The sequence below is a fragment of the Bradyrhizobium sp. U531 genome (assembly GCF_051710265.1).
Lineage (GTDB): Bacteria > Pseudomonadota > Alphaproteobacteria > Rhizobiales > Xanthobacteraceae > Bradyrhizobium.
In genome coordinates this window covers 656,294-678,584 of sequence record NZ_JASVEN010000001.1, presented here as the reverse complement: position 1 = coordinate 678,584, position 22,291 = coordinate 656,294, and the positions used below count along the sequence as shown (strand labels likewise).

The 22,291-nt window shown below is 65.4% G+C and carries 23 protein-coding genes and 1 tRNA gene; 11 read left to right on the top strand and 13 right to left on the bottom strand.

All coding sequences use genetic code 11. From position 1 onward, the window contains the following. Positions 1-21 precede the first annotated feature (21 nt). Together QRQ56_RS03405 and QRQ56_RS03400 are read left to right on the top strand one after the other, a co-directional pair. The gene (locus QRQ56_RS03405) at positions 22-339 is read left to right on the top strand and encodes a response regulator transcription factor (protein WP_438737619.1); all 318 of its coding nucleotides are present in this window, start codon (positions 22-24) and stop codon (positions 337-339) included. 1,103 nt (positions 340-1,442) lie between these two features. Continuing rightward, positions 1,443-3,299, top strand: coding sequence for an alkaline phosphatase family protein (locus QRQ56_RS03400; protein ID WP_438737618.1), 1,857 nt, complete (start codon positions 1,443-1,445; stop codon positions 3,297-3,299). Between the two features lie 51 nt (positions 3,300-3,350). Here QRQ56_RS03400 and QRQ56_RS03395 read toward each other — a convergent pair whose 3' ends face one another. Further along, positions 3,351-3,923 carry a hypothetical protein gene (locus QRQ56_RS03395; RefSeq protein WP_438737617.1) on the bottom strand — a complete coding sequence of 191 codons (573 nt, stop codon included), beginning with the start codon at positions 3,921-3,923 and terminating at the stop codon, positions 3,351-3,353. A gap of 393 nt (positions 3,924-4,316) precedes the next feature. On the opposite strand from QRQ56_RS03395, the gene QRQ56_RS03390 reads away from it, so the two are divergent. After that, a complete protein-coding gene (locus QRQ56_RS03390; RefSeq protein ID WP_438737616.1) occupies positions 4,317-4,976 on the top strand; it encodes a peroxiredoxin in 660 nt (219 codons plus the stop codon). 118 nt (positions 4,977-5,094) lie between these two features. Here the strand turns inward: QRQ56_RS03390 and QRQ56_RS03385 are convergent, their stop codons facing one another. After that, positions 5,095-6,825 (bottom strand): methyl-accepting chemotaxis protein, encoded by a 1,731-nt coding sequence (locus QRQ56_RS03385; RefSeq protein WP_438737615.1) that lies wholly within the window; start codon positions 6,823-6,825, stop codon positions 5,095-5,097. Between the two features lie 169 nt (positions 6,826-6,994). Here QRQ56_RS03385 and QRQ56_RS03380 point away from each other — a divergent pair, with 169 nt between their 5' ends. Together QRQ56_RS03380 and QRQ56_RS03375 are read left to right on the top strand one after the other, a co-directional pair. Beyond that, positions 6,995-8,386, top strand: coding sequence for a cryptochrome/photolyase family protein (locus tag QRQ56_RS03380; RefSeq protein WP_438740052.1), 1,392 nt, complete (start codon positions 6,995-6,997; stop codon positions 8,384-8,386). Positions 8,387-8,452: 66 nt separating this feature from the next. Then, positions 8,453-8,770 carry a histone gene (locus QRQ56_RS03375; RefSeq protein ID WP_438737614.1) on the top strand — a complete coding sequence of 106 codons (318 nt, stop codon included), beginning with the start codon at positions 8,453-8,455 and terminating at the stop codon, positions 8,768-8,770. A 75-nt stretch (positions 8,771-8,845) separates the two neighbouring features. On the opposite strand, the gene QRQ56_RS03370 is transcribed toward QRQ56_RS03375, so the two are convergent. The 3 genes from QRQ56_RS03370 to QRQ56_RS03360 all read right to left on the bottom strand — a co-directional run bounded on the left by QRQ56_RS03370 (position 8,846) and on the right by QRQ56_RS03360 (position 11,105). Further along, complete coding sequence (locus QRQ56_RS03370; RefSeq protein WP_438737613.1) at positions 8,846-9,589, bottom strand: hypothetical protein; 744 nt, start codon at positions 9,587-9,589, stop codon at positions 8,846-8,848. Between the two features lie 98 nt (positions 9,590-9,687). Then, positions 9,688-10,560: a DMT family transporter gene (locus tag QRQ56_RS03365; RefSeq protein ID WP_438737612.1), complete on the bottom strand. Its 873-nt coding sequence runs from the start codon at positions 10,558-10,560 to the stop codon at positions 9,688-9,690. 98 nt (positions 10,561-10,658) lie between these two features. Then, entirely contained in the window at positions 10,659-11,105 is a 447-nt protein-coding gene (locus QRQ56_RS03360; RefSeq protein ID WP_438737610.1) for a hypothetical protein, read from the bottom strand. A gap of 291 nt (positions 11,106-11,396) precedes the next feature. Here QRQ56_RS03360 and QRQ56_RS03355 point away from each other — a divergent pair, with 291 nt between their 5' ends. Beyond that, complete coding sequence (locus QRQ56_RS03355) at positions 11,397-11,660, top strand: hypothetical protein (RefSeq protein WP_438737609.1); 264 nt, start codon at positions 11,397-11,399, stop codon at positions 11,658-11,660. Between the two features lie 49 nt (positions 11,661-11,709). On the opposite strand, the gene QRQ56_RS03350 is transcribed toward QRQ56_RS03355, so the two are convergent. Both QRQ56_RS03350 and QRQ56_RS03345 read right to left on the bottom strand, forming a co-directional pair. Further along, positions 11,710-12,171 carry a host attachment protein gene (locus QRQ56_RS03350; protein ID WP_438737608.1) on the bottom strand — a complete coding sequence of 154 codons (462 nt, stop codon included), beginning with the start codon at positions 12,169-12,171 and terminating at the stop codon, positions 11,710-11,712. 38 nt (positions 12,172-12,209) lie between these two features. Next, complete coding sequence (locus QRQ56_RS03345) at positions 12,210-12,620, bottom strand: DUF3775 domain-containing protein (protein ID WP_438737607.1); 411 nt, start codon at positions 12,618-12,620, stop codon at positions 12,210-12,212. 220 nt (positions 12,621-12,840) lie between these two features. On the opposite strand from QRQ56_RS03345, the gene QRQ56_RS03340 reads away from it, so the two are divergent. From QRQ56_RS03340 to QRQ56_RS03330, 3 genes are all read left to right on the top strand, one after another. After that, a complete protein-coding gene (locus QRQ56_RS03340; RefSeq protein ID WP_438737606.1) occupies positions 12,841-13,128 on the top strand; it encodes a hypothetical protein in 288 nt (95 codons plus the stop codon). A gap of 163 nt (positions 13,129-13,291) precedes the next feature. Continuing rightward, complete coding sequence (locus QRQ56_RS03335) at positions 13,292-13,426, top strand: hypothetical protein (protein ID WP_438737605.1); 135 nt, start codon at positions 13,292-13,294, stop codon at positions 13,424-13,426. Between the two features lie 146 nt (positions 13,427-13,572). Beyond that, a complete protein-coding gene (locus QRQ56_RS03330; RefSeq protein ID WP_438737604.1) occupies positions 13,573-14,538 on the top strand; it encodes a helix-turn-helix domain-containing protein in 966 nt (321 codons plus the stop codon). 188 nt (positions 14,539-14,726) lie between these two features. Here the strand turns inward: QRQ56_RS03330 and QRQ56_RS03325 are convergent, their stop codons facing one another. From QRQ56_RS03325 to QRQ56_RS03310, 4 genes are all read right to left on the bottom strand, one after another. After that, entirely contained in the window at positions 14,727-15,890 is a 1,164-nt protein-coding gene (locus QRQ56_RS03325) for a hypothetical protein (RefSeq protein ID WP_438737602.1), read from the bottom strand. Between the two features lie 301 nt (positions 15,891-16,191). Beyond that, a tRNA-Arg gene (locus QRQ56_RS03320) sits at positions 16,192-16,268 on the bottom strand. A gap of 162 nt (positions 16,269-16,430) precedes the next feature. Then, the gene (locus tag QRQ56_RS03315; RefSeq protein ID WP_438737600.1) at positions 16,431-16,964 is read right to left on the bottom strand and encodes a hypothetical protein; all 534 of its coding nucleotides are present in this window, start codon (positions 16,962-16,964) and stop codon (positions 16,431-16,433) included. Between the two features lie 160 nt (positions 16,965-17,124). After that, on the bottom strand, positions 17,125-17,697 hold the full coding sequence (locus QRQ56_RS03310) for a hypothetical protein (protein ID WP_438737599.1): 573 nt from the start codon (positions 17,695-17,697) through the stop codon (positions 17,125-17,127). Between the two features lie 179 nt (positions 17,698-17,876). Here QRQ56_RS03310 and QRQ56_RS03305 point away from each other — a divergent pair, with 179 nt between their 5' ends. Continuing rightward, positions 17,877-18,263 carry a VOC family protein gene (locus tag QRQ56_RS03305; protein WP_438737598.1) on the top strand — a complete coding sequence of 129 codons (387 nt, stop codon included), beginning with the start codon at positions 17,877-17,879 and terminating at the stop codon, positions 18,261-18,263. 130 nt (positions 18,264-18,393) lie between these two features. On the opposite strand, the gene QRQ56_RS03300 is transcribed toward QRQ56_RS03305, so the two are convergent. Continuing rightward, positions 18,394-18,891, bottom strand: coding sequence for a hypothetical protein (locus QRQ56_RS03300; RefSeq protein ID WP_438737596.1), 498 nt, complete (start codon positions 18,889-18,891; stop codon positions 18,394-18,396). Positions 18,892-19,146: 255 nt separating this feature from the next. Here QRQ56_RS03300 and QRQ56_RS03295 point away from each other — a divergent pair, with 255 nt between their 5' ends. Beyond that, positions 19,147-19,500 (top strand): GrlR family regulatory protein, encoded by a 354-nt coding sequence (locus tag QRQ56_RS03295; RefSeq protein ID WP_245444183.1) that lies wholly within the window; start codon positions 19,147-19,149, stop codon positions 19,498-19,500. 1 nt (position 19,501) lies between these two features. Here QRQ56_RS03295 and QRQ56_RS03290 read toward each other — a convergent pair whose 3' ends face one another. Next, entirely contained in the window at positions 19,502-22,189 is a 2,688-nt protein-coding gene (locus tag QRQ56_RS03290; RefSeq protein ID WP_438737595.1) for a PAS domain S-box protein, read from the bottom strand. Between the last annotated feature and the right edge of the window lie 102 nt (positions 22,190-22,291).

Below are 22,291 nucleotides of genomic sequence, written 5' to 3'. Positions count from 1 at the left end.
AAGACCAGGGAGGAGCCCATCATGAGCCCGGATGCGAAGGATTCGATCACACCGACACCGCGCGAGCGCGAGCTGATGATCTTGATCGCGCGAGGGCTGCAGAACAAGAACATCGCCTACGAGCTCAAGATCTCGGAGAATACGGTGCGGGCGCATATCGGCAACATCATGCGCAAATACCGGCTCCAGAACAGAACGCAGATCGCGATCGCCTTCACCCTGCATGCGGCGCCCCTGGCGCTGCGGCGCGATCTCGCCAAATCCGACCGCGGTCCGCCGGCGCCAAAGCCCGCGCCGGCCGCCGCCCGGAATCCGGGCGCGCAGACCGTGCCGGATTGAAGGGCCCGCCCACAATCCCTTGCGTTGCCCGCCGGGCAAAACACGCGAGCCCTGGGTCAACGCGCCGGACGCAAAATATTCTACTTTACCGAATTTCTGAAATACCGTATGTGTCGCCGCATCCCGGCCCAAGGACAAGGGGCGTATCGCGATCGTCACGAACGCGGGCCGGGTGGCGGTGGGCGCCGATGACATCGGCGCGAAGGTGTTTGCAGGGCGGGCAACCGTGAGCAAGACGCCTCGCGCACACGACCGGTGTGATCGGCGTACGGCAAAATCGTGTGGTCCTGACGCCCGCAGTCTGGCGTCAAGTCTTGCGGTGATGTGGAGGGCCCAACCGGGCTCCCGCATCGGTCATCCGTAAGGCGACGGGGCAATAGTGCAACGCTCCCGGGGAGAGCACGACATAAGCCGTCAAACCACTGCGCAGGGAAGGCCGGGATGTCTCCGGTTGCCCTGTTCTCCGCTATGCAGCAGCACACGCAGTCTGCCCTTGGCATGGCGGTCCACGGGAGCCAACCGGCTCCCGGCCTTCCCTGCGCCCTCGTTCATGAGAGGGTGAAGCGACCAGGCAAAGCTCGGGCGAAATACGCCGCGAGGACGTGAAGGTGTGTCTGCGGGTGAGATGCGAATTGAAAAAGCGACGCCGCCCCCCACACTCCGTCATTGCGAGGAGCCCTTGCGACGAAGCAATCCAGGCTGCCTCCGCGGAAAGATTCCTGGATTGCTTCGCTGCGCTCGCAATGACGATGTTGAGACAGTTGGGCGCCACACTCCGCTCTCGTGCCCCGGACGCAGCGCAGCGCTTCTTCAGCGGTGCGCTGCAGAGCCGGGGCCCATGCACCAGCGCGTGCTGCGGCCTGCTGGGTCCCGGCTCTGCGGAGCGTCACTGCGTGCCGCACCGCGTCCGGGACACGAGCGTGGAGAATCCGATCACGTCACATTCGCGTTGGCGAAGCCCCCCTTCCCCAGCCTCTTGCATCGGCGGTAGGTCTTGTAACAAAACTGTCATGCAGCGAAACTAAACGAACCGGGGGACCGCCGGTTGCGGCCCCGGGGGCCGCGGTCGGCGGCCATGCCGCCTCACCGCCAGGAGACCTTCCATGCGCCGTTCACTGCTGTTGCTGTCCGCCGGACTGACAATGCTGTCCACCGGACTTGCTTCCGCCCAGAACAACACGCCCCGCAACCTGATCCTGTTCATTCCGGACGGCCTGCGCGCGCTGAAGGTCACCCCGGAAACGGCGCCCGCCATGGCCGCGGTCCGCGACAAGGGCGTCAACTTCAGGAATTCGCACTCGCTCTTCCCGACCTTCACCATGGCCAACGGCTCGGCGATGTCGACCGGTCATTATCTCGGCGATACCGGCGTGTTCTCCAACACGATCTGGACCAATTACACCTCGGTCCCCGCCGGCGACACCGTGGTCCCCTTCATCGAGAACGACGCCGTGCTCGGCGACATCGACGAGCATTTCGGGGGTAACTACCTCAACGAGGACACCATCCTGAAGCTCGCGCGCGACAAGGGCTACAGCACCGCCGCGCTGGGCAAGCATGGTCCGACCTACCAGTTCGACCACACCGACAAGCCCGAAAAGCCCGGCCTGCATTCGATCGTGTTCGACGACGCCACCGGCGGCAAGAACGGCGTGGCGCTGTCGGACGAAGTGAAGGACGCGCTGACCAAGGCCGGCCTGCCGACCACGACACCGCCGCGCGGCGACAATTCGAAGGCCGGCGATGCCAAGACGCCCGGCACCACGTCCGCCAACGTCGCGCAGCAGGCTTATTTCGCCGACGTCGCCGCCAAGGTGGTGCTGCCGATGTTCAAGGCGCGCAACAAGCCGTTCGTGCTGGTGTTCTGGTCGCGCGATCCCGACGGCAGTCAGCACAACACCGGCGACAGCCTCAACCAGATCAAGCCCGGCATCAACGGACCGACCTCGATGGCCGGCATCAAGAACGCCGACGACAATCTCGCCCAGCTCCGCAAGGCGCTGGACGAGCTTGGGCTGACCGCCAGCACCAACATCATGGTCCAGGCCGATCACGGCTTCTCGACCATCTCCAAGGAAAGCAAGACCAGCCCCTCGGCCAAGGTCGGCTATGACGACACGCCCAAGGATTTCCTGCCCATGGGCTTCCTGGCGCTGGACCTCGCCAAGGCGCTCGACCTGCCGCTGTTCGACCCCAACGACAAGAACGCCAAGGTCGAGGGCAACAAGCATCCCAAGGCGGGCAACGGCGTGCTCGGCAAGGATCCGACCAAGCCCGATCTCGTCGTCGCCACCAATGGCGGCTCGGACCTCGTCTATCTCCCGAACAAGGACAAAAAGCTCGCCGCGAAGACCATCAAGGCGCTGCTCGATCAGGACTACGTCTCCGGCCTGTTCGTCGAGGACTCGCTCGGCCGCTTCCCGGGCACCCTGCCGCTGTCGAGCCTCAGTTTGCGCGGCAAGGCGGCGACGCCGACGCCGTCGATCGTCGTCAACTTCCGCTCCTATGCCAGCGATTGCGGCGAGGCGCCGACCAACTGCTCGGTGCAAATTGCCGATACCGTGCTGCGCCAGGGCCAGGGCATGCATGGCAGCTTCAGCCGCGGCGACACCATGAACTTCATGGCCGCCATCGGCCCGGACTTCAAAGCCGGCTATGTCAGCGAGATCCCGGTCAGCAATGCCGACGTCGGCATGACCGCGGCCCATCTGATGGGCCTGCGCGGCTCGCAGAACGGCGGCCTGGTCGGCCGGGTGATGTCGGAGGCGCTGCCCAACGGCGTGGTGCCGAAAGCATTCAAGATGGTGGAGCGGTCGAAGAAGAAGTCCGAGAACGGCCTGGAGACCGTGCTCAACGTCCAGCGCGTCGGCAGCCAGCGCTATTTCGACGCCGCCGGTTTCCCCGGCCGCACGCTGGGCCTCGAGCCTGACGGCGGCAAACAAAAAACGGCGGGGAAATAACCCCGCCGCTTTCACTCGCGCCTCGCAAGGGGCGCGAGACCATCTCGGATATTACATGCCGATGTCGAACACGTTCGGCAATTGGCCCGCCAAAGGCAGCGCGGTGGCGCCGAGGAAGGTCGCCACCATCGCCATCAGGCGGCGGTTGTTGTGGCGCTTGCCGCGCATCTGGCCGGCGATCCACTCCAGCATCTCGCTGTTGACCTTGGAGGCGTAGGACGGCGCCCAGCTCTCGATGTCGGTGTCGGCGGCCAGCGCGACGCTGCGCGGCGGAACCTTCAGGCCGGAAGCGCTCGCGGCATGATGGGCAACGGCCTTGGCGAGCAGGTCGTCGAAACGGCCACCATCGGTGCGCTCGGTCGCGGCCTCGTTGATCTCGAACAGGATCTCGGCCTCGGCGCGGCTGACCGGCTGGTCGTTGACGGCGGTGGCCGTCAGGATACGCGTGCACCAGGCGATGTCATCGGCGTCGAGCGAACGGGAGAAATGCACCCTCCCCTTGGTGGTCGGGCCTTCGCCGGTGATCACGCCGTCGCGCACGACGGAGAGCGCATGGGCCGCGGTATCGCGGCAGGACGGTTCGAGGGACGAGGGTTCGACAGATTTAGGCGCAGCGGCGGACATAGTTCACTTCCAGATTTCTTCTGACCGGTCAGCATTTTCATGCCGACGTAAAGGGGTGGTTAACGATTCGATACGGAGGTCGCGACTTTTCGAGATGGTTGCCAATTGGTCGCTGTCAGAACCATTTTGGTTCTGGGACCCGCGAGGCGAGCGTGATGGAAGTCATAAAAGGCATAATCGGGGCGAGCGAGACCGTGTGACCCCGGATGGAGATGTTTCGCCGCAGGTGCCGCCGTAACAATAAGTTGCTAGGAAATAGGCCCTTCGGGGGAGGAATTCACATTTTACTTGAGCCAGTTCAGTTGCCGTTCACTTGGCCTCCCAAGACCCCTATATTGATGCGGACGGCTAGAGACGAATTTTCCAGTAGATTCAATGCGATGAGGTAAAATCATGACACTTCCGATCGGCGCCACCGCACCCGACTTCGAAGCCGAGACCACCGAAGGGAAGATCAAGTTCCACGACTGGATCGGCAACAGCTGGGCGCTTCTGTTCTCGCATCCCAAGGACTTCACGCCGGTCTGCACGACCGAGCTCGGCGCCCTCGCCAGGTTGAAGCCCGAGTTCGACAAGCGCGGCGTCAAGCTGATGGGCCTCTCGGTCGATCCGGTCGACCGCCATGCCAAATGGTCGGAAGACATCAAGGAGACGCAGGGCGCTGCCCCGAACTATCCGATGATCGGCGACACCGATTACAACGTCTCGAAGCTCTACGGCATGCTGCCGGCCGCGATCTCCGGCGATCCTCTCGTCCGCACCGCCGCCGACAACCAGACCGTCCGCAACGTCTTCGTCATCGGGCCTGACAAGAAGATCAAGCTGGTGCTGGTCTATCCGATGACCACGGGCCGGAACTTCCAGGAGATCCTGCGCGTCATCGACTCGCTGCAGCTCACCGCCAAGCATCGCGTCGCCACCCCGGCCGACTGGACGCAGGGCGAGGACGTCATCATCGCGGGCTCGGTCTCCAACGACGAGGCCAAGACGATCTACCCGCAGGGCTGGAAAGAGCCGAAGCCGTACATCCGGATCGTGCCGCAGCCGAAATAGCTGAGGGTCATCCCGGGGCGATGCGTCAGCATCGAACCCGGGATCTCGAGATCCTCAGGTGCGCAATTGCGCACCGGGGGTCTGGTCCTTCGCACCGCCCCGGGATGACGACGTAGGGTTACGCCGCCCGCACGCGGTCGAGGAACCCGTCGACCTCGGCCTTCAGATGCACGCTCTCGCCCGACAACGCCTGGGCCGAGGCGAACATCCGGCTCGAGGTCTCGCCGGTCTCGTTGGCGCCTTGCGCGGCCTGGCGGACGTTGACGGCGACATCGGCCGTACCTGAAACCGCCGCGCGGACGCTCGCCACGATGTTGTGGGTCGCGCTTTTCTGCTGCTCGACCGCAGCCGAGATCGAGCCGGCGATGCCGCTGATGCGCTCGATGGTCTGGCTGATCGCCTTGATGGCGGCGACGGATTCCTCCGTCGCGAGCTGCATGCTCTCGATCTGGCTCGAGATCTCGTCGGTGGCCTTGGCGGTCTGGCCGGCCAGCGTCTTGACCTCCTGAGCCACCACCGCAAAGCCGCGGCCGGCATCGCCCGCGCGTGCGGCCTCGATGGTGGCATTCAGCGCCAGCAGATTGGTCTGCTCGGCGATCGATGTGATCAGCTTGACGACGTCGCCGATGCGCGCGCCGGCTTCCGACAGTTGCGCGATGCGCTGGTCGGTCGCTTCGGCCTGCTGCACCGCCTCGGCGGAAATCTGGTTCGATTCCTGCACGCGCCGGGTGATCTCGGCGATCGATTGCGACAGCTCGTCGGAGGCCGAGGCCGCCGAACGCACGTGCTCGGAGGCATTTTCGGACGCGCCGGCGGACTGCGCGGACAGGTCGGCGGTGGAACGGGCGACATCCGTCAGCTGCCGCGCCGCGCGCTCGAACTCGCCAGAAGAGGTCAGCACCTTGTCGAGGATGCCGCCGACGCTGCCGCGGAACTCGTCGACAAAATTGCGCAGGTCGGATTTGCGCTGCTCGGCGGCTGCGGCCGAGGCCGCCGCCTGCTCGCCGCGCATGCGTGCCCGCTCCAGCGAATTGCTCCTGAACACCGCGACGGTGCGGGCGATCTCGCCGATCTCGTCGGCGCGATCCTCGCATTCGATCGCGACGTCGCTCTGGCCATCGGCAAGCGCGGTGAGCGAGCGCGTGACCGAGGTGAGCGGCCGGGTGACGCGGCGGACGATCAATAGGGTCAGGACCAGCACCAGAAGCGCGGCAAGGCCGGCGGCCGCGGCCATGCTCTGGATCGCATGGGACAGCATGTTCTCGTACTGGATCATGGGAATGCCGACATAGAGAATGCCGACGACCTTGCCGCTCGTGTCCGCGACCGGGAAATAGGCGGTCATGAACGACTTTCCGAACAGCATGGCCGGCCCCTTATAGGCCTCGCCACGGCGCAGCGACGCCTGCCCCGGATGATCGGCGGCGAGCTGGGTGCCGACGGCGCGGTCGCCGTTTTCCTTTTTCACATTGGTGGAGCGGCGGACGAACTGCCCGCTGGCATCGTCGAACACGAACAGGGTCGCATTGCCGCCGACATAGGACACCGCGCGATCGACGATGGCGTGATCCGTGAAATCAGGCATTTTGGGGATCTCGGCGCGCACCACCGCGCCATCCCGCATCGTGATCTTGGCGGCCGGCACGATCTCGCTGAAGGCGAGCGCCAGGGTGCGCAAATTGACCTCGATGTCGCGTAGCGCGCGATCGTTGAAGGCCGAGGTGAGCGACCAATAGCCTGCGCCGACCACGAGGGCCGTATTCACGGCGATCAGCAGCACCGCGCACAGCACAGCCTTGGTGCCGAGTTTGAACTGCGGCAGGATCTTTGCCGTTGAAAAGCTGGACATGATTGGGAATCTCTCCGTAATTCCTGCAAAATAATGCAGGCGGCTTACAGTCGCATTAACGCCCGTTCACGCCGCCCACCGCGACATGGTTTCCAAATTGTAAACGAGGCCTCGCCTGACCAAGCCAAGTGCTCCGCCCGTCATCGTCTGGTTCCGCGACGATCTCCGCCTGTCCGACCACCCCGCTCTCCACGCTGCCGGCAAGAGCGGCGCGCCGGTGGTCTGCCTTTACGTCCTCGACGACAGCATCGCCCGGCCGCCCGGCGGCGCGGCGCGCTGGTGGCTGGCGCAGTCGCTGCGCGCGCTCGGGGCCGAAATCGCCACGCGCGGCGGGTCGCTGATCCTGCGCAAGGGACTGGCGGCCAAGATCATCCCCGAGCTGGCACGCGAGACCGGCGCCCGCGCCGTGCACTGGAGCGCAATCGCGCAGGCGCCGCATCAGGCGGTTGAGAGACAGCTCGAAGCCGCGTTGGCAAAGCTCGGCGTGGACTCGCAGAGCTTCCCCGGCGACCTCCTGGTCCCGCCCTCCGCCATTCGCAACAAGGAAGGCCGCGGCCTCCGCGTGTTCACGCCGTTCTGGCGGCGAGTACTGTCGCTCGGCGATCCGCCAAAACCGCTGCCTGCGCCGAAGGAGCTGCGGCCAGGTCCAAAGGCCGCCAGCGACCGGCTGGAGAGCTGGAAGCTCGAGCCGACCAAGCCGGATTGGGCGGGCGGCCTGCGCGAGAGATGGACCCCGGGCGAAGCCTCCGCCCGCGCGCGCCTGCGCGATTTCCTCAAGCACATCGCACGCACCTATGCCGGCGACCGCGACCGTCCGGACCGCGAGGGCACCTCAGGCCTGTCGCCGCATTTGCGATTCGGCGAGCTCAGCCCGCGCCAAGTCTGGCATGCGGCGCGATTCGCGGCGGCTGAAAATCCGGCGATCGGCCCCGGCGTCGAAAAGTTCCTCAGCGAGCTCGGCTGGCGCGAGTTCTGCCGCCACCTGCTGCACGATCATCCCGACCTCGCCAGCGAAAACCTGCAAACCCAATTCGACGGCTTCCCGTGGAAACCGGACAAGACCGCGCTCGCTGCCTGGCAGCGCGGGGCGACCGGCTATCCGATCGTCGATGCCGGACTGCGCGAGCTCTGGCACACCGGCGTGATGCACAACCGGGTGCGGATGGTGGTGGCGTCCTTCCTGGTCAAGCACCTCCTGATCGACTGGCGCGATGGCGAAGCCTGGTTCTGGGACACGCTGGTGGACGCGGACGCCGGCAGCAATCCTGCCAATTGGCAATGGGTCGCCGGCTGCGGCGCCGATGCTGCGCCCTATTTCCGCGTGTTCAATCCGATCCTCCAGGGCGAGAAGTTCGATCCCGATGGAACCTATGTTCGGCGCTGGGTGCCGGAGCTGAAGGACATGCCGGCCAAGCTGATCCACCAGCCGTGGCAGGCGACGCCGATCGAGCTTGGAAGCGCCGGCGTCACGCTCGGCAAAACCTATCCGCATCCGATCGTCGATCATGCCAAAGGGCGCGAGCGTGCGCTCGCCGCCTATGCGAAGATCCGCAAAGGTTGAGCGTTGCTTTGACACAATTTCGAAACCCGCTATCGTCATCGCTCCAATCAAACCGCGGGGGACGATATGGACGACGACAAGCCGATCACCGAACAGGCGATGGACACGATCACCAGCGCCGTTGAAGCAACCAAGGACGCGGCGGTCACCGCCGTCAAGAAGGTCCGGAAGGCCGCCAGGAAGGTCGCGAAGAAAGTAGCGCCGAAGAAGGCTGCCAAGAAGAAGGCGGCCAAGAAGACGACCAAGAAGGCCTCGAAGAAGACCGCAAAGAAGGCCGGCAAGAAGTCTGCGAAGAAAGCCGCCAAGAAGACCAGCAAGAAGTCCGCCAAGAAAGCCGTCAAGAAAACGGCAAAGGGCAAGAAGGCCAAGAAGTCCAAGCGCTGATCGCAGCGTCTCGACCAGGTCTCCGGGCGCAGGCGCACCCGGAGACTGCTTTGCAAGACCACCATCTTGGCAAGACTACCCTCGCCGCTTGGATGCGCGCCGGGTTGGATGATGCTGTCCCTGGGGATCGCGGAACTCGCTGCGATGGCCTCGGCGATCCTCGGCCTTGAAGCGCCGCCGCTTTTCAGGCGAGCCGAACTGCTTGATCAACCGCCTGCCGTTGACCTTCTTGATGACGTAGCCGCCCTCGGTCATCGAGAACGGCTCCTTAAGCGATCCCATGTGGTCGAACTTGGTGCCGCGGGGATGCGCGAACGGCTCGAACCAGGACGGATAGACGAAGTTCGACATCGGAAAGCCGCTGACGAGGAACGATTCCTCTTCGACGGCATCGCAGACCTCGTAGGCATATTGGGTGTGCCGGGTCTTGTCGGCCCACAGATTGGCCATGGGGTCGAGCACCATCTCGAACAGCTCGTGCGAGGCCGCCACGCTGACGGGCTCGTCGCCGAGCGCCTTGACGAAGATCTTCGAGATCGGCTGCCCCCGATGCGTCAGCTCGTGCCGCCCGAGGAAGTTCTTGTGGGTGGCGTCGTCGAAATAGACGAGCTGCCAGTCCGTCGGCTTCGGCTTGCGGGTGACGTCGAGATCGACGGGATAGCCCCACACGGGAAGGAAATGCTCGTCGTAGCATTTCTGCAGCGCGGCCGTGAGCCGCGCCATCATCCGCTCGCTGATCATCTCCTCGGCGTAGTTGATGCAGGCAATCCGGACCGGCTTCATCGACCTGCCGAGCAGCGCGCGCCTCGCCTTCTTCATGGAAATCACCGTGTCAATGTGCAGCTGAAATGCGATCAGCCTAACACGAACGCGCCGCGCAGGTCAGGGATGTAATGCCGGCGACCTGCCCTATCTGCCTAGACGCGCCGGTTGACGACGAACACCGCGCCCGCGCACATCGCCATGCCGGCGATCGCCAGCGCGTCGAGCTTCTCGCCGAACAGCAGATAGGCCATCAGCGCGGTCACGGCGGGCACGAGATAGAACAGGCTCGCCACCGAGGTCGCCGCGGCGTGGCGGATCAGCCAGTAGAGCAGCCCGATCGATCCGATCGAGAGCGCCACCGCGAGCCAGGCGAGCGCGAGCACGAACTCCCGCGTCCAGTGCACCACGCGGTCTTCGAACAGGAAAGCGCCGATCGCGAAGAAGATGGTGACGGCGACATATTGCACGAGATTGCCGGCGCGCCAGTCGATCTGGTTGCAGTAGCGGCGTTGATAGAGTGTGCCGAGCGTGATGCTGATCAGCGACACCACCGAGGCGAGCCAGCCGAGCCCGGCCTCCCCGGTCATCGGACGGTTGTGCAGGATCATGACCACGCCGCCGAGACCCAGCACGAGACCGGCCCATTGCACCGGCGTCACCCGCTCGCCGAGCCAGCGGTTGGCGATGGTCGAGGTCAGGATCGGCTGCAGGCCCGGGATCAGCGCGGAGAGCCCGGCCGGAATCGAATGCGCGATCGCGATCGCGGTGCCGCCGAGATAGAAGCCGTGGACCAGGATGCCGGCGACCGCGCTGTGGGCGATGCCGATGCGATCAGGCCATTTGGGCCGCGCGATGCCGGCGATGATCGCCATCAGGCCGACCACGATGGCCATGCGGATGGCGAGATAGGTCAAGGGATCGGCGTTGTTGACGACGTATTTGGTGCCGATGAAACCCGTGCTCCAGAGCAGGACGAACAGGATCGGCGCGGCGCGAGCTGTCAGGGCTTCTTGATTATGATTCATTGCCGCCCTCATTGCCCCAGCGAGGGCTATGCGGCAATGCGAATTTCGCCTGAGGCGATGCTGCGCTGCGAGGGACGATGGCGGCTCAGCTCAGCCGCTCACCATTCTTCCGGACAGGGGTCGATGATCTTCCAGAGCTCGACACCGTTCTTGATCTTCTTCATGTCGGTGGTGAGCCCGCCATTGCGGCGGATCCAGTCCTTCACCGTGTCGGGGTAATAGGACATCAGGTCGGACGTCCCCTCGGAGCTGGTGACCTTGATGCCGAAGGTGAAGGCCTTGTCGTAATAGGCCTGGTGGAAGCCGAGGCTTGCGCGCGGCGTCACGCAGATCTTGTTCATCGGCACGATGCCGAGCACCAGGGTGCAGGCCGAATTGCAGATGCCGTCGATGATGACCCGCTCGCCCTTTTCGCGGACGCGCTTGTACTTGGCCTTGTACTCCTCGACATAGCCGCCGTGGTCGCGGGTAATATGCAGCTCGGCCCGCGCCGGCGTGGCGGCGGCGAAGCAGAGCAACAGCAGGCTCAGAAGCGTGATGCGCATGGCGAGGTGACGGCGAAGGCCTTCTGACGTGCACCGGTCTCGAAGGAGCCCCCAAGGGCCGGCGACAGGATTCTTAACTGAATACTCTTTGGTCATACTTGTGTGGGGAATTCGTTAAGCATCCCGAAAAGGCCAAAAATGGGCAGGCCTGGACTGTCCCTCCGGCAATTCTGTCACACCCACCCGGGAATCTGCGGGATTGGTCCCGATTTCCGGGGGCCCGACGGGTGCCCCGGCGGCCCGAACTGGCTATAGATGGCTGACCTATCGCGCGGGTTCCGGAGAATCGAGATGAGCAAGTTGACGCTAGTCGCCGCGGTTGCTGCCCTGTCGGCCGCAATCCTAGCCCCTGGCCTGGCGGAGGCGCGGGGCCATCACCGCTACTACCGCTCCTACGCCAATCCGCTGCCCTACCCTATCAGCTTTGTGCACAATTACGGGCCCGGAATCACCCCCGGCACCTTCGCCTTCTATGACGGCCCGTCCACCAACCACTGCTACCAGAGCGCGGCCGCCTATGTCGGCCAGGACCGCCGCCGGCACCCCTGCTACTGAAGGGCGCGACCGCGTCCCCGGGGACGCGGCCCAGCCTTTACGGGCGCCCCTATTTGGGGGCACCCGACATCAGCAATTGCTTCTCGATCTCGTAGACCGGCAGCTTGACGAGGTCCTTGCCGACCTCGCCCCGGAGCGCCTTGCGCATGACGTCCGAGTAGTCGGCGCGGATCATGCCGAGGGCGCGCGGTGACGCCACCATGGTCAGCGCCGTGGTCTCGCCTGAGCTGACGGCGGCATCGAGCCGGCCGGCCAGGCTGCGCAGGAAGGCGCGCTCGGCCTCGTCATGCCAATCGGTCTGCTCGGCAGAGCTGCGCACGCCGCCGGCCGCGGCATGCAGCCGGCCCGGCGCGTCGGTGCCTTGCGCGGCGGTCGAGGGGTTGGGCTGCTCGAGCACCTCCTTGGTGTGAAGGTTCGGAAACATCTCGTCGCCGAGGTTCTCCAGAATCAGCGCCTTGCGCCCGTCGCACACGACCAGCCAGTCGCCCTTGTCGATTCTCATCTTTTCCATTGCACTCTCCTTGAAACTTACCGACGCCGCTTCCGGCGTCAGAGGTGTTCTTCGAATTCCTCGAAGGACTTGCCGAACTGCGCCATTGCCTCCTCCAGATAGTCGGCGAGCATTGGCGTGCCGATCAGGTAGGACGCGGTGCGCTGATTGTGCGCCTGCGCCGCCTGGGCGTGCAATTCACGCCAGTTGGAGAGATCTCCGTCGCCGCGACCGAGCCAGGTCAGCGTCACGAGGTCGATCTGCTCGTCGACATTGAGATCGCGGATGAAACCCGCAAGCTCCGCGCGGTCGGTGGTCTCGCCGCGCCCGCCGCGGCCGTAGCTCGCGTCGTCGTCGCTGAAGTCGGGGATGACGCCGCCTCCGGCCGCCTCGCTGTCGGACCGACGCGATTTCGAAATGACGAAGAAGACTTTCTCCGGCGAGATCGACAGATTTGGAATGACTGGCATCCAGTTCACCTTGCCCGGCAGCAGGCCCCACGCCGCTGCCACGGCAACAACAGTAAGAGCCGAGGCAAGCTTGCGAATTGCGCAGGATCAAGGTCTGAGGCGCCACATCGGTCCTGCCAAAACCGGCAAAAACCGTTCATCAGCATTACATTTCGGTTCCGCCACAATTTGATCAGAACAAGTTCGATAACGTGGCCGGCGTAAGCGGAGGAAAGACATCATGACTCGCAAGATTGGCCTCGTCGCCGCAGGCCTGTTCGGCGCCATGTTCGGTGCCCTGGCGGCATCGTCGGCGGCGTCCGCCATGCCCATCGCACCCGCGCCCGCAACACCTGAGGTCGCCGGTGTCGAGCAGGTGCGCATGGTCTGCAACGCCTGGGGGCGCTGCTGGTGGCGCCCGAACTACTATGGGTATTACGGGCCGAGGCCCTATTATGGTCCACGGTATTATGCGCCGCGGCCCTATTATGGCCCGCGCTATTATGGCTACGGCTATCGCCGCTGGTGACATCTGAAGGGGCCCTCGGGGCCCCTTCGCTTTTGCGAGATGACGTCTTTGCGGCCGACCGGACGCGATTCCAAAACTGATCCAGATCAAGGATGAGACCGCGCCACACCGTCATTCTACGGTGATGGCTGAGTTGATCGTTTTCCGATGCCCCCAGACGGGCATGAACGTCCAGACGCATCTGGAGAAGCAGAGCAAGCCGAACGGACGCAGCATTGCGTCCTTTGCCTGTCCCGCCTGCATGGGACTGCACTTCCTCGACCTTGCCGCCGGCCAGCCGATCAGCCGGCCCCGTTGACGATGACATCGATCTGGCTGCTGTCATGACATGATGTCCGCAATACTACGGCCTGAAATTCGATTTACTGGAACGCGATGTTTCGCCATTGATGGAGGTGGACCGACGTTCATTTGATTGTCACATTTCAGCAGCCGGCCAGACCCATGTTGTTCGACGCCCTCGCTCCATCCTCCGCGCTTCAACTGATCGGCTTTACCGACGTCGATGCGTTTCGGCCGATCGAGTCGATGGAGGACGCGCGAAGCATTCCGCTGGACATCCCGAACTTCGCCGCGGTCCGTGCCGTCGTCTCGCTGCCGGCATGCCGCGTCGTCCTGATGAGATCGTTCGCGCGCATCCTCGACACCGCCTATCGGATGCCCGGCGGGATGGTGCTCCTGTCCATGACCGACGACCTCCAGGCCAACTTCAAGGGCCTCGACCTCGACGCGCGCTTCTTCGTCACGCTGCGCGGCAACGAGGAATGCCATTTCGTCGAGCCCCAGACCAATCATCACGCGATGATCATCCTGTCGCCCGACCTGAAGGACCGCGGCTGGTTCGATCGCGCCGACGATCTGCGGGCCCATGTCGCCAACCGCGCCGCCCTGCTCCACATCAGGCAGCTGCTGCTCGACATCCTGCGAACCGCCTCGGTGCAGCCAGCCCTGTTCCAGACCACCGAGGTGGCGGCCCATCTCCAGGAAGGCCTGCTGCTTGCACTCGACGATCTGTTTCGGATCGATACGATGGCGGATCGCACGGCCTCGATCCACGGCGAGCGCTCGATCAAGCTGGTGCAGCGAATCGACGATTACGTGCTGGCTCATCCGACCGCGCCGATCTACACCGCCGACCTCGCCGGCGAGTTCGGCGTCTCGATCCGCACCCTCGGCGGCGCCGTCAGCAAGGTGCGGGGCATGAGCCTGCACCAGTACATTCGCCTCAAGCGCCTATGGGCGACCCGCTCCCGCCTGCTCAAGGGCGGCGGTGCAACAGTGGCCACCTGCGCGCGCGCCCAGGGCTTCCATCACATGGGCGAGTTTGCCGCGGCCTACCGCGCGATCTTCCACGAAGCGCCGTCCGATACCCTGGCACGTGGGCGGCAAAGCTCTGTTGCGGCAAGCTGACGAACGCGCACGCCGTTGCGGCCGGTGAGCCGACCTCGGCGCGAATTCGGAACATAGCTGGAACGCGAAAAGCGGCTTAGCGCGCCACGGCCGATGATGATGGGCCCTACGCGTTCGCTCTATCGCACCATTACTGTCCGGCGTGCCCCAGCGGCCAGGCGACGCTCGTCACCCTGGGCGCGCCTGCGTCATTTGTCGCCGAAGCGGCTCGCCACGCTCATCAGGCCAGTTCGCACCTCGGCATCACGCGCAGTGCGGCTGGCGGACAGCACGTCGGTCGCGAGCTGGCGTCGCTCGTCCGTGGTGAGCAGGGGGCCGGCGCGCGCGGCCAGCGCGGCGAGCGCCTGCAGGCGGGCACGTCGCCAGTCATCAGCAGGCTCGGGACGATTCATGTACGCCAGCATGATCTGCACCGTCTGCACGACCGTCTCGTGTGGGCTCGGGTGCATCGCCATCAGGATCCCGCGGGCGTCGGCCGGAGGATTGGCCGTCGCGGCCAGCATCGCGCCGCTCGCACCGAGGCTGGCGTCCAGGCAGCGGCCGATCTCGGCCGAATAGTCGCGCATGCGCTCCTGCCCGGCCTCGGGTGCGGCCGGTAGGTCGTACATTTCGCAGACAGCCCCGATCGACATCGTCCATCGCCCGAGGCCGGCCAGCTGATTGAACGCCGGGACCTCGCGGGTCAGATCGCCGACGTCGAACACCCTGTCGAGCAGCGCGCCGGCGGCCGGGTCGGATGCACGCGGAGGTCGCCCAGGCCGAGCCAGCGCCGTGAGCTGGTCCGCTGCCTTGACGACCGCCGCGAGCCTGGCCGGGTCGAGCTCACCCGGTGCGCGGCTGGCGGGAGCGAACCCCGGGCAGAGGCCGACCTTGGCGACATCGGCCCGGAACGACGAATTAGTTTCGCAAAGCGGACGCGCCATCGCGATCGCCTCATCGTGGCGCGATTCCATGGCGAGCGTCTTGGCGAGCGTCGCCCGAAGCGCGCTGGCAACCGCCGGCTTGACGCGCGCGAGTGCCTTGTCCTCGGCGAGCCCCGCTCGCAACTCGCGCTCCGCGCCGGCCACATCGTGCATGAAGGCCAGCAGGAAGGCGGCGCGCTCGAGCCGCGCGCGCGGATCGTGCGGATATTTGCGCAGCAGCTCCTCGGAGCGCGCCCGAGCCTCCTCGGCATCGCGCGGCACGCTCCGCGGCAGCTCGCTGTCCGGAATGAGCGTGATCGTGTCGCCGCCCTGGGCCATCGCGTGGTCGGTCGGGCCGACACTCACGACGGCGGCGACACAGAGCCGTGCAACGCACGAACGCCAGAATCCCCGCCCCATAAACCCCTCAATCTCAAATTGCGCGGCCATGCAATCGCAACACGCTGCTGCAATCAACCGCCGCGACATTATCGCTCGGTTGAGGCGCGGCTTATTTCGTCACCTGTGGCGTTCAGGCGACAGGTGGACGCTGTCCGGGGCTCGTCCGCGGCTTTCGCGATCGCGCGGACGTCCATTGCGCGACGGCTACGATCAGGCATAGCGACCTCCTCAGCGATGCGTCCTACGACTCGCCTCGTCCGCCCGTTCCGAGGCATGGCCAGCGGATGCAACTCGATGGCTCGCATCGGGAGAATGGCGAGTTTCTGCGACAATGGCGGGTGTACCGAAATGGCGCGCTCGGAAGGATTCGAACCTCCGACCCTCGGAATCGAAATCCGATGCTCTATCCAGCTGAGCTACGAGCGCCCTGGGCCCGATGGGCCCGAACCGAAAAACGCGACCTTCGGGCTGGCGAGCCAGCGCGGAAGCGGCGTTCGGATGGGTTGGAGTTAGCAGAGAGGCTGGCCAATAAAAAGCCCTCCCCGCCTCGTTTCGAAGCGGGGCCTGGCCGTTCTTACCAAGTGTTGCTTACCAGGTGTTGCCGAAGAAGCCGTATTGCGGGCGCTGGGCGACCACCATCATCGGCCGGCCGGGCTGCGGGGCCGGATGCGCCCTCGCGACCTTGCGCTTGGGCTGAGCCTGCGGCGGGGTCGCGGCCGGCGTCTGGGATTGGGTCTGCTGGGCCTGTGCCTGCAGCTTGCCGTCGGTCTTCCTGGCCGCCTCGGCCTTCGGGTCCGGCGTGAACTGGGCAAAGGTCTCGCGCACCCGCGCCTTGGCCGACATCTCGGCGAGCGCGGCCGACGCGCTGTCCTGGGCCGGCGGCTGAGGCGCAGCGACGGCAGCGATCTTCACCGCAGCCGGGACGATCGTGGGTTGGGCCGTGTCGAGCACGACGCGCTCGGGCAGATGGCGGTCGGAGCGGATCCGGATCAATGGCTGGTCATTGCTTGCGGCGGCGGCGACCGCCTGCGTCACCGGCTGCGATGGCAGAACGTAGTCCGCCGCGAATAGCAGTGCGAGCAAAGCTCCACCGACAAACATGAAATACCGAAAGATGGGCATGGGCCGCGCTCCGCCCCCCGCATCCCCGCGTGGGCTCTCCGCCTCAACAGGCGATCTGTTAATTTGTTCCTGGCCCAGCCGTTCGGTTCAAATGGCGATGCGAGGTTTTTTGGCCAAGGGCCGTAAAGGGTAACTTTTCCGCTACTGAGACGTGCCGCCTTCAGGCGCGGCGTGCAGCAACCAGCGAGCATTTCGCCTGATCGGCATTCACATTGACGAAGCCGACGGGAATCCGCGCGAAGGTCTTGCGGCTCTTCATGCTGACCGGATCCGCCAGCACACGGCTGCGATCGGTGAGATGACTGCCGTCGCGCCGCGCGAAGGCGCAGACGATCTCGACATCCTTTACGGCATAGTCATTGTCGTTTCGCAGCGTGAACGTCACCAGCGCCTTCGAGCCAAGGCCACCCCGGCGCCAGGTCTGCGATGAAATCCGCAAGCGGCCGAGCTCCGCCATGGCTGGCGCCTGTGCTTCCGACACCGGCGACGGCACTGCGACCGCATCGCCCGACGGCGCCGTGTCGACGGCCGCCAGCTCGGGCTTCGCCGGCTCGGCACTATTGCCCTTGGAGAGAGGAATCAGCATCCAGACGCCGCAGCCGACGATGATGGCCGCAAGCAGCCACAGGAGGCTGCGGCCAAATGAGACGCTGGCGATGGTGACGGCCCGCGCAAGTCGTTCGCCTGTGCCGGCGAAACGCCCCACCCCGATCCGGTCAAGCCTCGCGTTCATGACATCACCGATAGCGGCCGAAGCAACGTCGGACGACGAACCGGGCAGCAGCTTACTTCAATCCGGAAGACGAACTAAGGTTCCCGCGCAGTTCGCGAGTCGGCACGGGCGGTGGCGGTCACCGGCCGGGGCCGCTAACATGCGCTGCAACATCAAAACGCTCGATGGGAGAACACGAAATGCCATTCGCCGTCACTTGGGATCACGTCCATCTGCGCAGCCCCGACCCGGAGGCCACGGCGGCCTGGCTGCGGGACATTCTCGGTGGCGAGGTCGTTCACGCGCCCGGACGGATCGACGTGAACCTGGGCGGTGCAAGGATCTTCATCGCACCGCTCGAGGGCGACAGCACCGTCAACCCGCCGCCTCCACACCCGCATCAGGGCCTCGACCATTTCGGCCTGACGGTGAAGGACATCGACGCCGTCGCCGCCGAGATCAAGGCCAAGGGCGTTACCTTCACGCGCGAGCCGACCACGATCAGGCCCGGCGTACGCATCTGTTTCATCCGCGGCCCCGAAGGCATCTCCATCGAGCTGCTGGAGCGCGACAAGAAATACACCTGAGGCGCCGAGCCTCTCGGCGATACCTGCGAACGCCGGCCAAAGCGCGATGAGATCTGGATGAATCGTCATCGCGCTTCGGGTCGTTGTTTGCGCATGATCCTTCCGGAAAACCGCTTCGCACTTTTCCGGATCAGCTCATGCTGCCGGGCATAAAGCAGCGGATGGTGACGCCCATGTAGCCGTAGATCGGCCATACCATGGTACGCCCCACCCGGTTCGGCTCGGAGATCACGGCTTCGTCGGGGACCTCGACCCAGACGATCTCCTGGGGCTGGCCTTCGAGCCCGGTGCCATAGCGCGGCAGGCGGACGCGGTAGTGTCCGTCCCTGCTGTCCCAATCGGTATCCGAGAGCGCCGAACCGTCCGCATCGGAGCAGCACGGCCCCTTGCCGCTGCGCAGCCCGTCGAACCAGGCCTTCAGCTCCACATTGGCGCTGCCGAACTGGCCGCGGTCGCGCGCATGGCCGAACGGCACTGCAAGCGCAACCAGGGCCACGGAAGCTGCCAGCCGCGTCGCAATGCGCCGGCGTGTCGCCCTGCCGGTGCATCGTCGTTCATTCCTGCGATTGGTGGGACGCGCACTGTCCAGGCACGGCTCGTCGCCGCCGGAATCGATCCAGTCGCTCATCGTCCTGCTCCAGCCCCTGCGCCAGCGCATCAATGTCAGGCATGTCGCGCGCCGATCCCGATTCGGAGCGGGCCGGCCTCGCCGCATCATCAGGCCGTCACAAAGGCGCTGGCACAAGCTGGGACAACTACGGCTCGCAGCGGCAACGTCGCGCGGCAGACCGGCAAACTGCCGCGTTGCACGAACGGATACGCTTTGGCATAAAAGCAGAATCGGTTACGCCATTGGGCGATGGCGGCCGGCCTACGGGACGTTATGAAGAACGGCCTCTATTCGATTCACGTGACCCTGCTCGACGGTCGGGCCGGCAAGGGCAGCGGTGTGATTCTTTTCCGCGACGGCAAGATTCTTGGCGGCGATGCCTACCTCTATTACACCGGCAGCTACGTGGTGAAGGACAGCACGACCTTCAAAGGCGAGGTGCTGGTGCAACGGCACACCTCGCCGCGCGGCGACGACAATCCGCTGTTCGGCGGCCCTGCTCCGGTCGGCATCGGCGTCAGTGGCACCTACACGGATACGCGCGCGGAGATGACGGGCACCGCGCTGGTCGGCAAGGCCAGCCTGATCTTCGGCGCCACCCTGCACAAGCTCGCAGAGGCCGACTAGATCACTCGGCAGCCTGCTCCAGCGGCGCAGTGCGCGGCAGGATGATCTGGATGCGCGTGCCGCTCCCCGACTCGGAATCGAGATCCAGCCGCCCGCCGAGCCTGTTGGTGACAATGCTGTAGACGATGTGCAGGCCGAGGCCGGTGCCGCCCTGGTCGCGCCGGGTCGTGAAGAACGGGTCGAAGGCGCGGCGGCGAACGTCGAGCGACATGCCGCAGCCATTGTCGGAGAAGATGATCTCGACATTGTCCTTGCCGGACTCGCGCACCTGGATGTCGATCGTCCCCGGCCGGCCGTCGGGGAAGGCGTGCGCCACCGAATTCAGGAACAGATTGGTCAGCACCTGGCCGTACGGACCGGGATAGGAGTTCATGGTCAGGTCCGGCTGGCACTCGACGTTGAGCGTCAGATTGTGCTTGCGCAGGCCCGGCCGCAGACTCATCACCACCTGCTCGGTGAGGTCGCCGAGATCGAAGGTGCGCTGGTCCGAATAATTGCGGTCGGCGGCGACCTGCTTGAACGACTGGATAAGCTCGGCGGCACGGTTGAGATTGGAGACGAGCTGCGAGGACGCATCGCGGCTGGTGTTGAGGAAGTCGTTGAGCGTGGAGCGGCGGAGCTCGCCGCGCTCGACCTCGGCCGTGAACATCGCGGTCTTGCGCTCCAGCGCAGAGGCGACCGTGAGGCTGATGCCGACGGGATTGTTGACCTCGTGCGCGACGCCGGCGACGAGCCGCCCGAGCGCTGCGAGCTTTTCCGCCTCGATCAGCGAGGCCTGGGTCTCGCGCAGATTGCGCAGCGCCGTCTCGGCGGATTCCTTGGCCTTGCGCATCTCCTGCTCGCCGCGCTTGCGCTCGCCGATGTCGAGCGCGACGGTGACGATCCGCTCGATCTCGCCCTCGGCATCGAGCAACGGCAGCTTGTTGACCAGCCATTGCCGCATGTTGCCGGAGGAATCCTTGTACTCCTCCTCGTAGAAGCCGAGGCCCCTGCGGAGATTGAGCACGCGCTTGTCGTTCTCGTCGGTCTTGGCCGCGCCATAGCGCGACATCAGGTCGGCCGTGGTGCGGCCGAGCGCGTCGCCGGGCTCGATGCCGAAGATGCCGGCCATGTAGCGGTTCATCAGCACATAGCGCAGGTCGCGGTCCTTGACGTTGATCACCGCGGGCACGGTGTCGATGACCTGCTGGAGCAGGCGCCTGCCTTCGGCGATGGCGTCTTCCGCCCGCTTCTGGTCGGTGATGTCGCGCAGCGTGCCCTCGTAACGAACGATGTTGCCCGCTTCGTCCCGCACGCCGGTGGCGCTGTCGGAGAGCCACAGGATGTCGCCGCTGCGCTGGCGCACCTGATACTCGAATTCGCGCACCATGCCGTCGCGCGTCATCAGCCGCTGATATTCGGCGCGCGCCTCGGGATGGACGTAGATGGTGTGGGCGATGTCGTTGATGCTGGCGATGAGCTGCTGCGGGCTGTCGTAGCCCATCATCCGCGCCAGCGCCGGATTGGCGTTGAGGAGATCGCCGGCCGGCGTCGTCACATAGATGCCGTCGATCGACCCCTCGAACAGCTTGCGGTAGCTCTCTTCGGCGAGACGCTGCTCGGTCAGCGCGCGCACCGCCGCCTCGCGCGCCGTGTCGGCCTCCTCGAGCGCGCGGCGGAATACTTCGGCCGCACGCGCGATGTCGCCAATCTCGTTGTCGACGTCGGCGGACGGGATCGAGGTATCCTTTTGGCCCGCCGCAAGCGCGCGGATGGAGCGTGCGATCTGGGCGAGCGGACGCACCGTCCTGCGCACCACGAACAGGGACGCGGCAATGCCGATCATCACACCGATGGTGCCGAGCACGATGCTCTGCCAGCGCGCTTCGGTCAGCGTGCGGGCAAAGTCGCGCGACAGCACGTGGCCGCGCCTGGCGCTGACCTCGCGCAGCAATTCGGTGACGCGGCCGATCAGCCGGCCCTCGGTTCCCAGCACCTCGCGGTCGATGTCGGCGATCTGCCGCTCACGGACGGCCACGGCCATGATGGCCTCGGCATAGCCGTTCACCGCCGATTTGAGCCCGGCATCGTCGATGGTCAGGGCTCGCATGCTCTGGGCGGCCTGCTCGGCCGCGGACGGGTTGCGCGCGAGCAGCCCGAGCGCGATGCGGCTCTGTGCCTCCGACAGGCGCGAGGCCAGATCGCGGTCGGCGGTGCCGGCGACGGCCGCATCGAACTGGTCGCGCAATGGCGGCAGGCCGGCGAGCAGCTGGGCGCGGCGGTCGATCAGGGTCGAGATCCGCTCGAGGCCGTTGCGATAGGTCGCAAGGCGCTCGGTGACCCCGTCGATCATGTCCTGCTGCTCGGGTGCCAGCTCGATGCGGGTCTTCTTCAGGATGTCGCTGAGCGTCGAGGCCGCCTCCCCGACCTGCTTGAACTGGATGCCGGCGCCGGGATCGGTGACGAAGTCGCGCGCGGCGAGGCGCAGCTCGTTCATGCGGCGGTCGATGTCCTCGGCGAGGTCGCCGACGCTCTGGAGGCGCTGCAGCTCGGCGAAGGTCGTGTCGATGTGCCGGATCGCGATCACACTCGCGGTCGAGGTGACGATGATCACGGCCAGCACGAGCAGGAAGCTGCCGAAGGTGAGTTGGCCGATGGAGAGCGAAAATGTTCGCTTTTTCTCAGGGGTCGGCGTCAATTCGGCGGACATTGGTGATGAGAGGACCGGGCTACTGGGGGTCCAATATACGACGTATTACCGCCCGGGGGGAACATGCCTCGGGGCGGCGAATATCCTTAATATTGTGGTCCC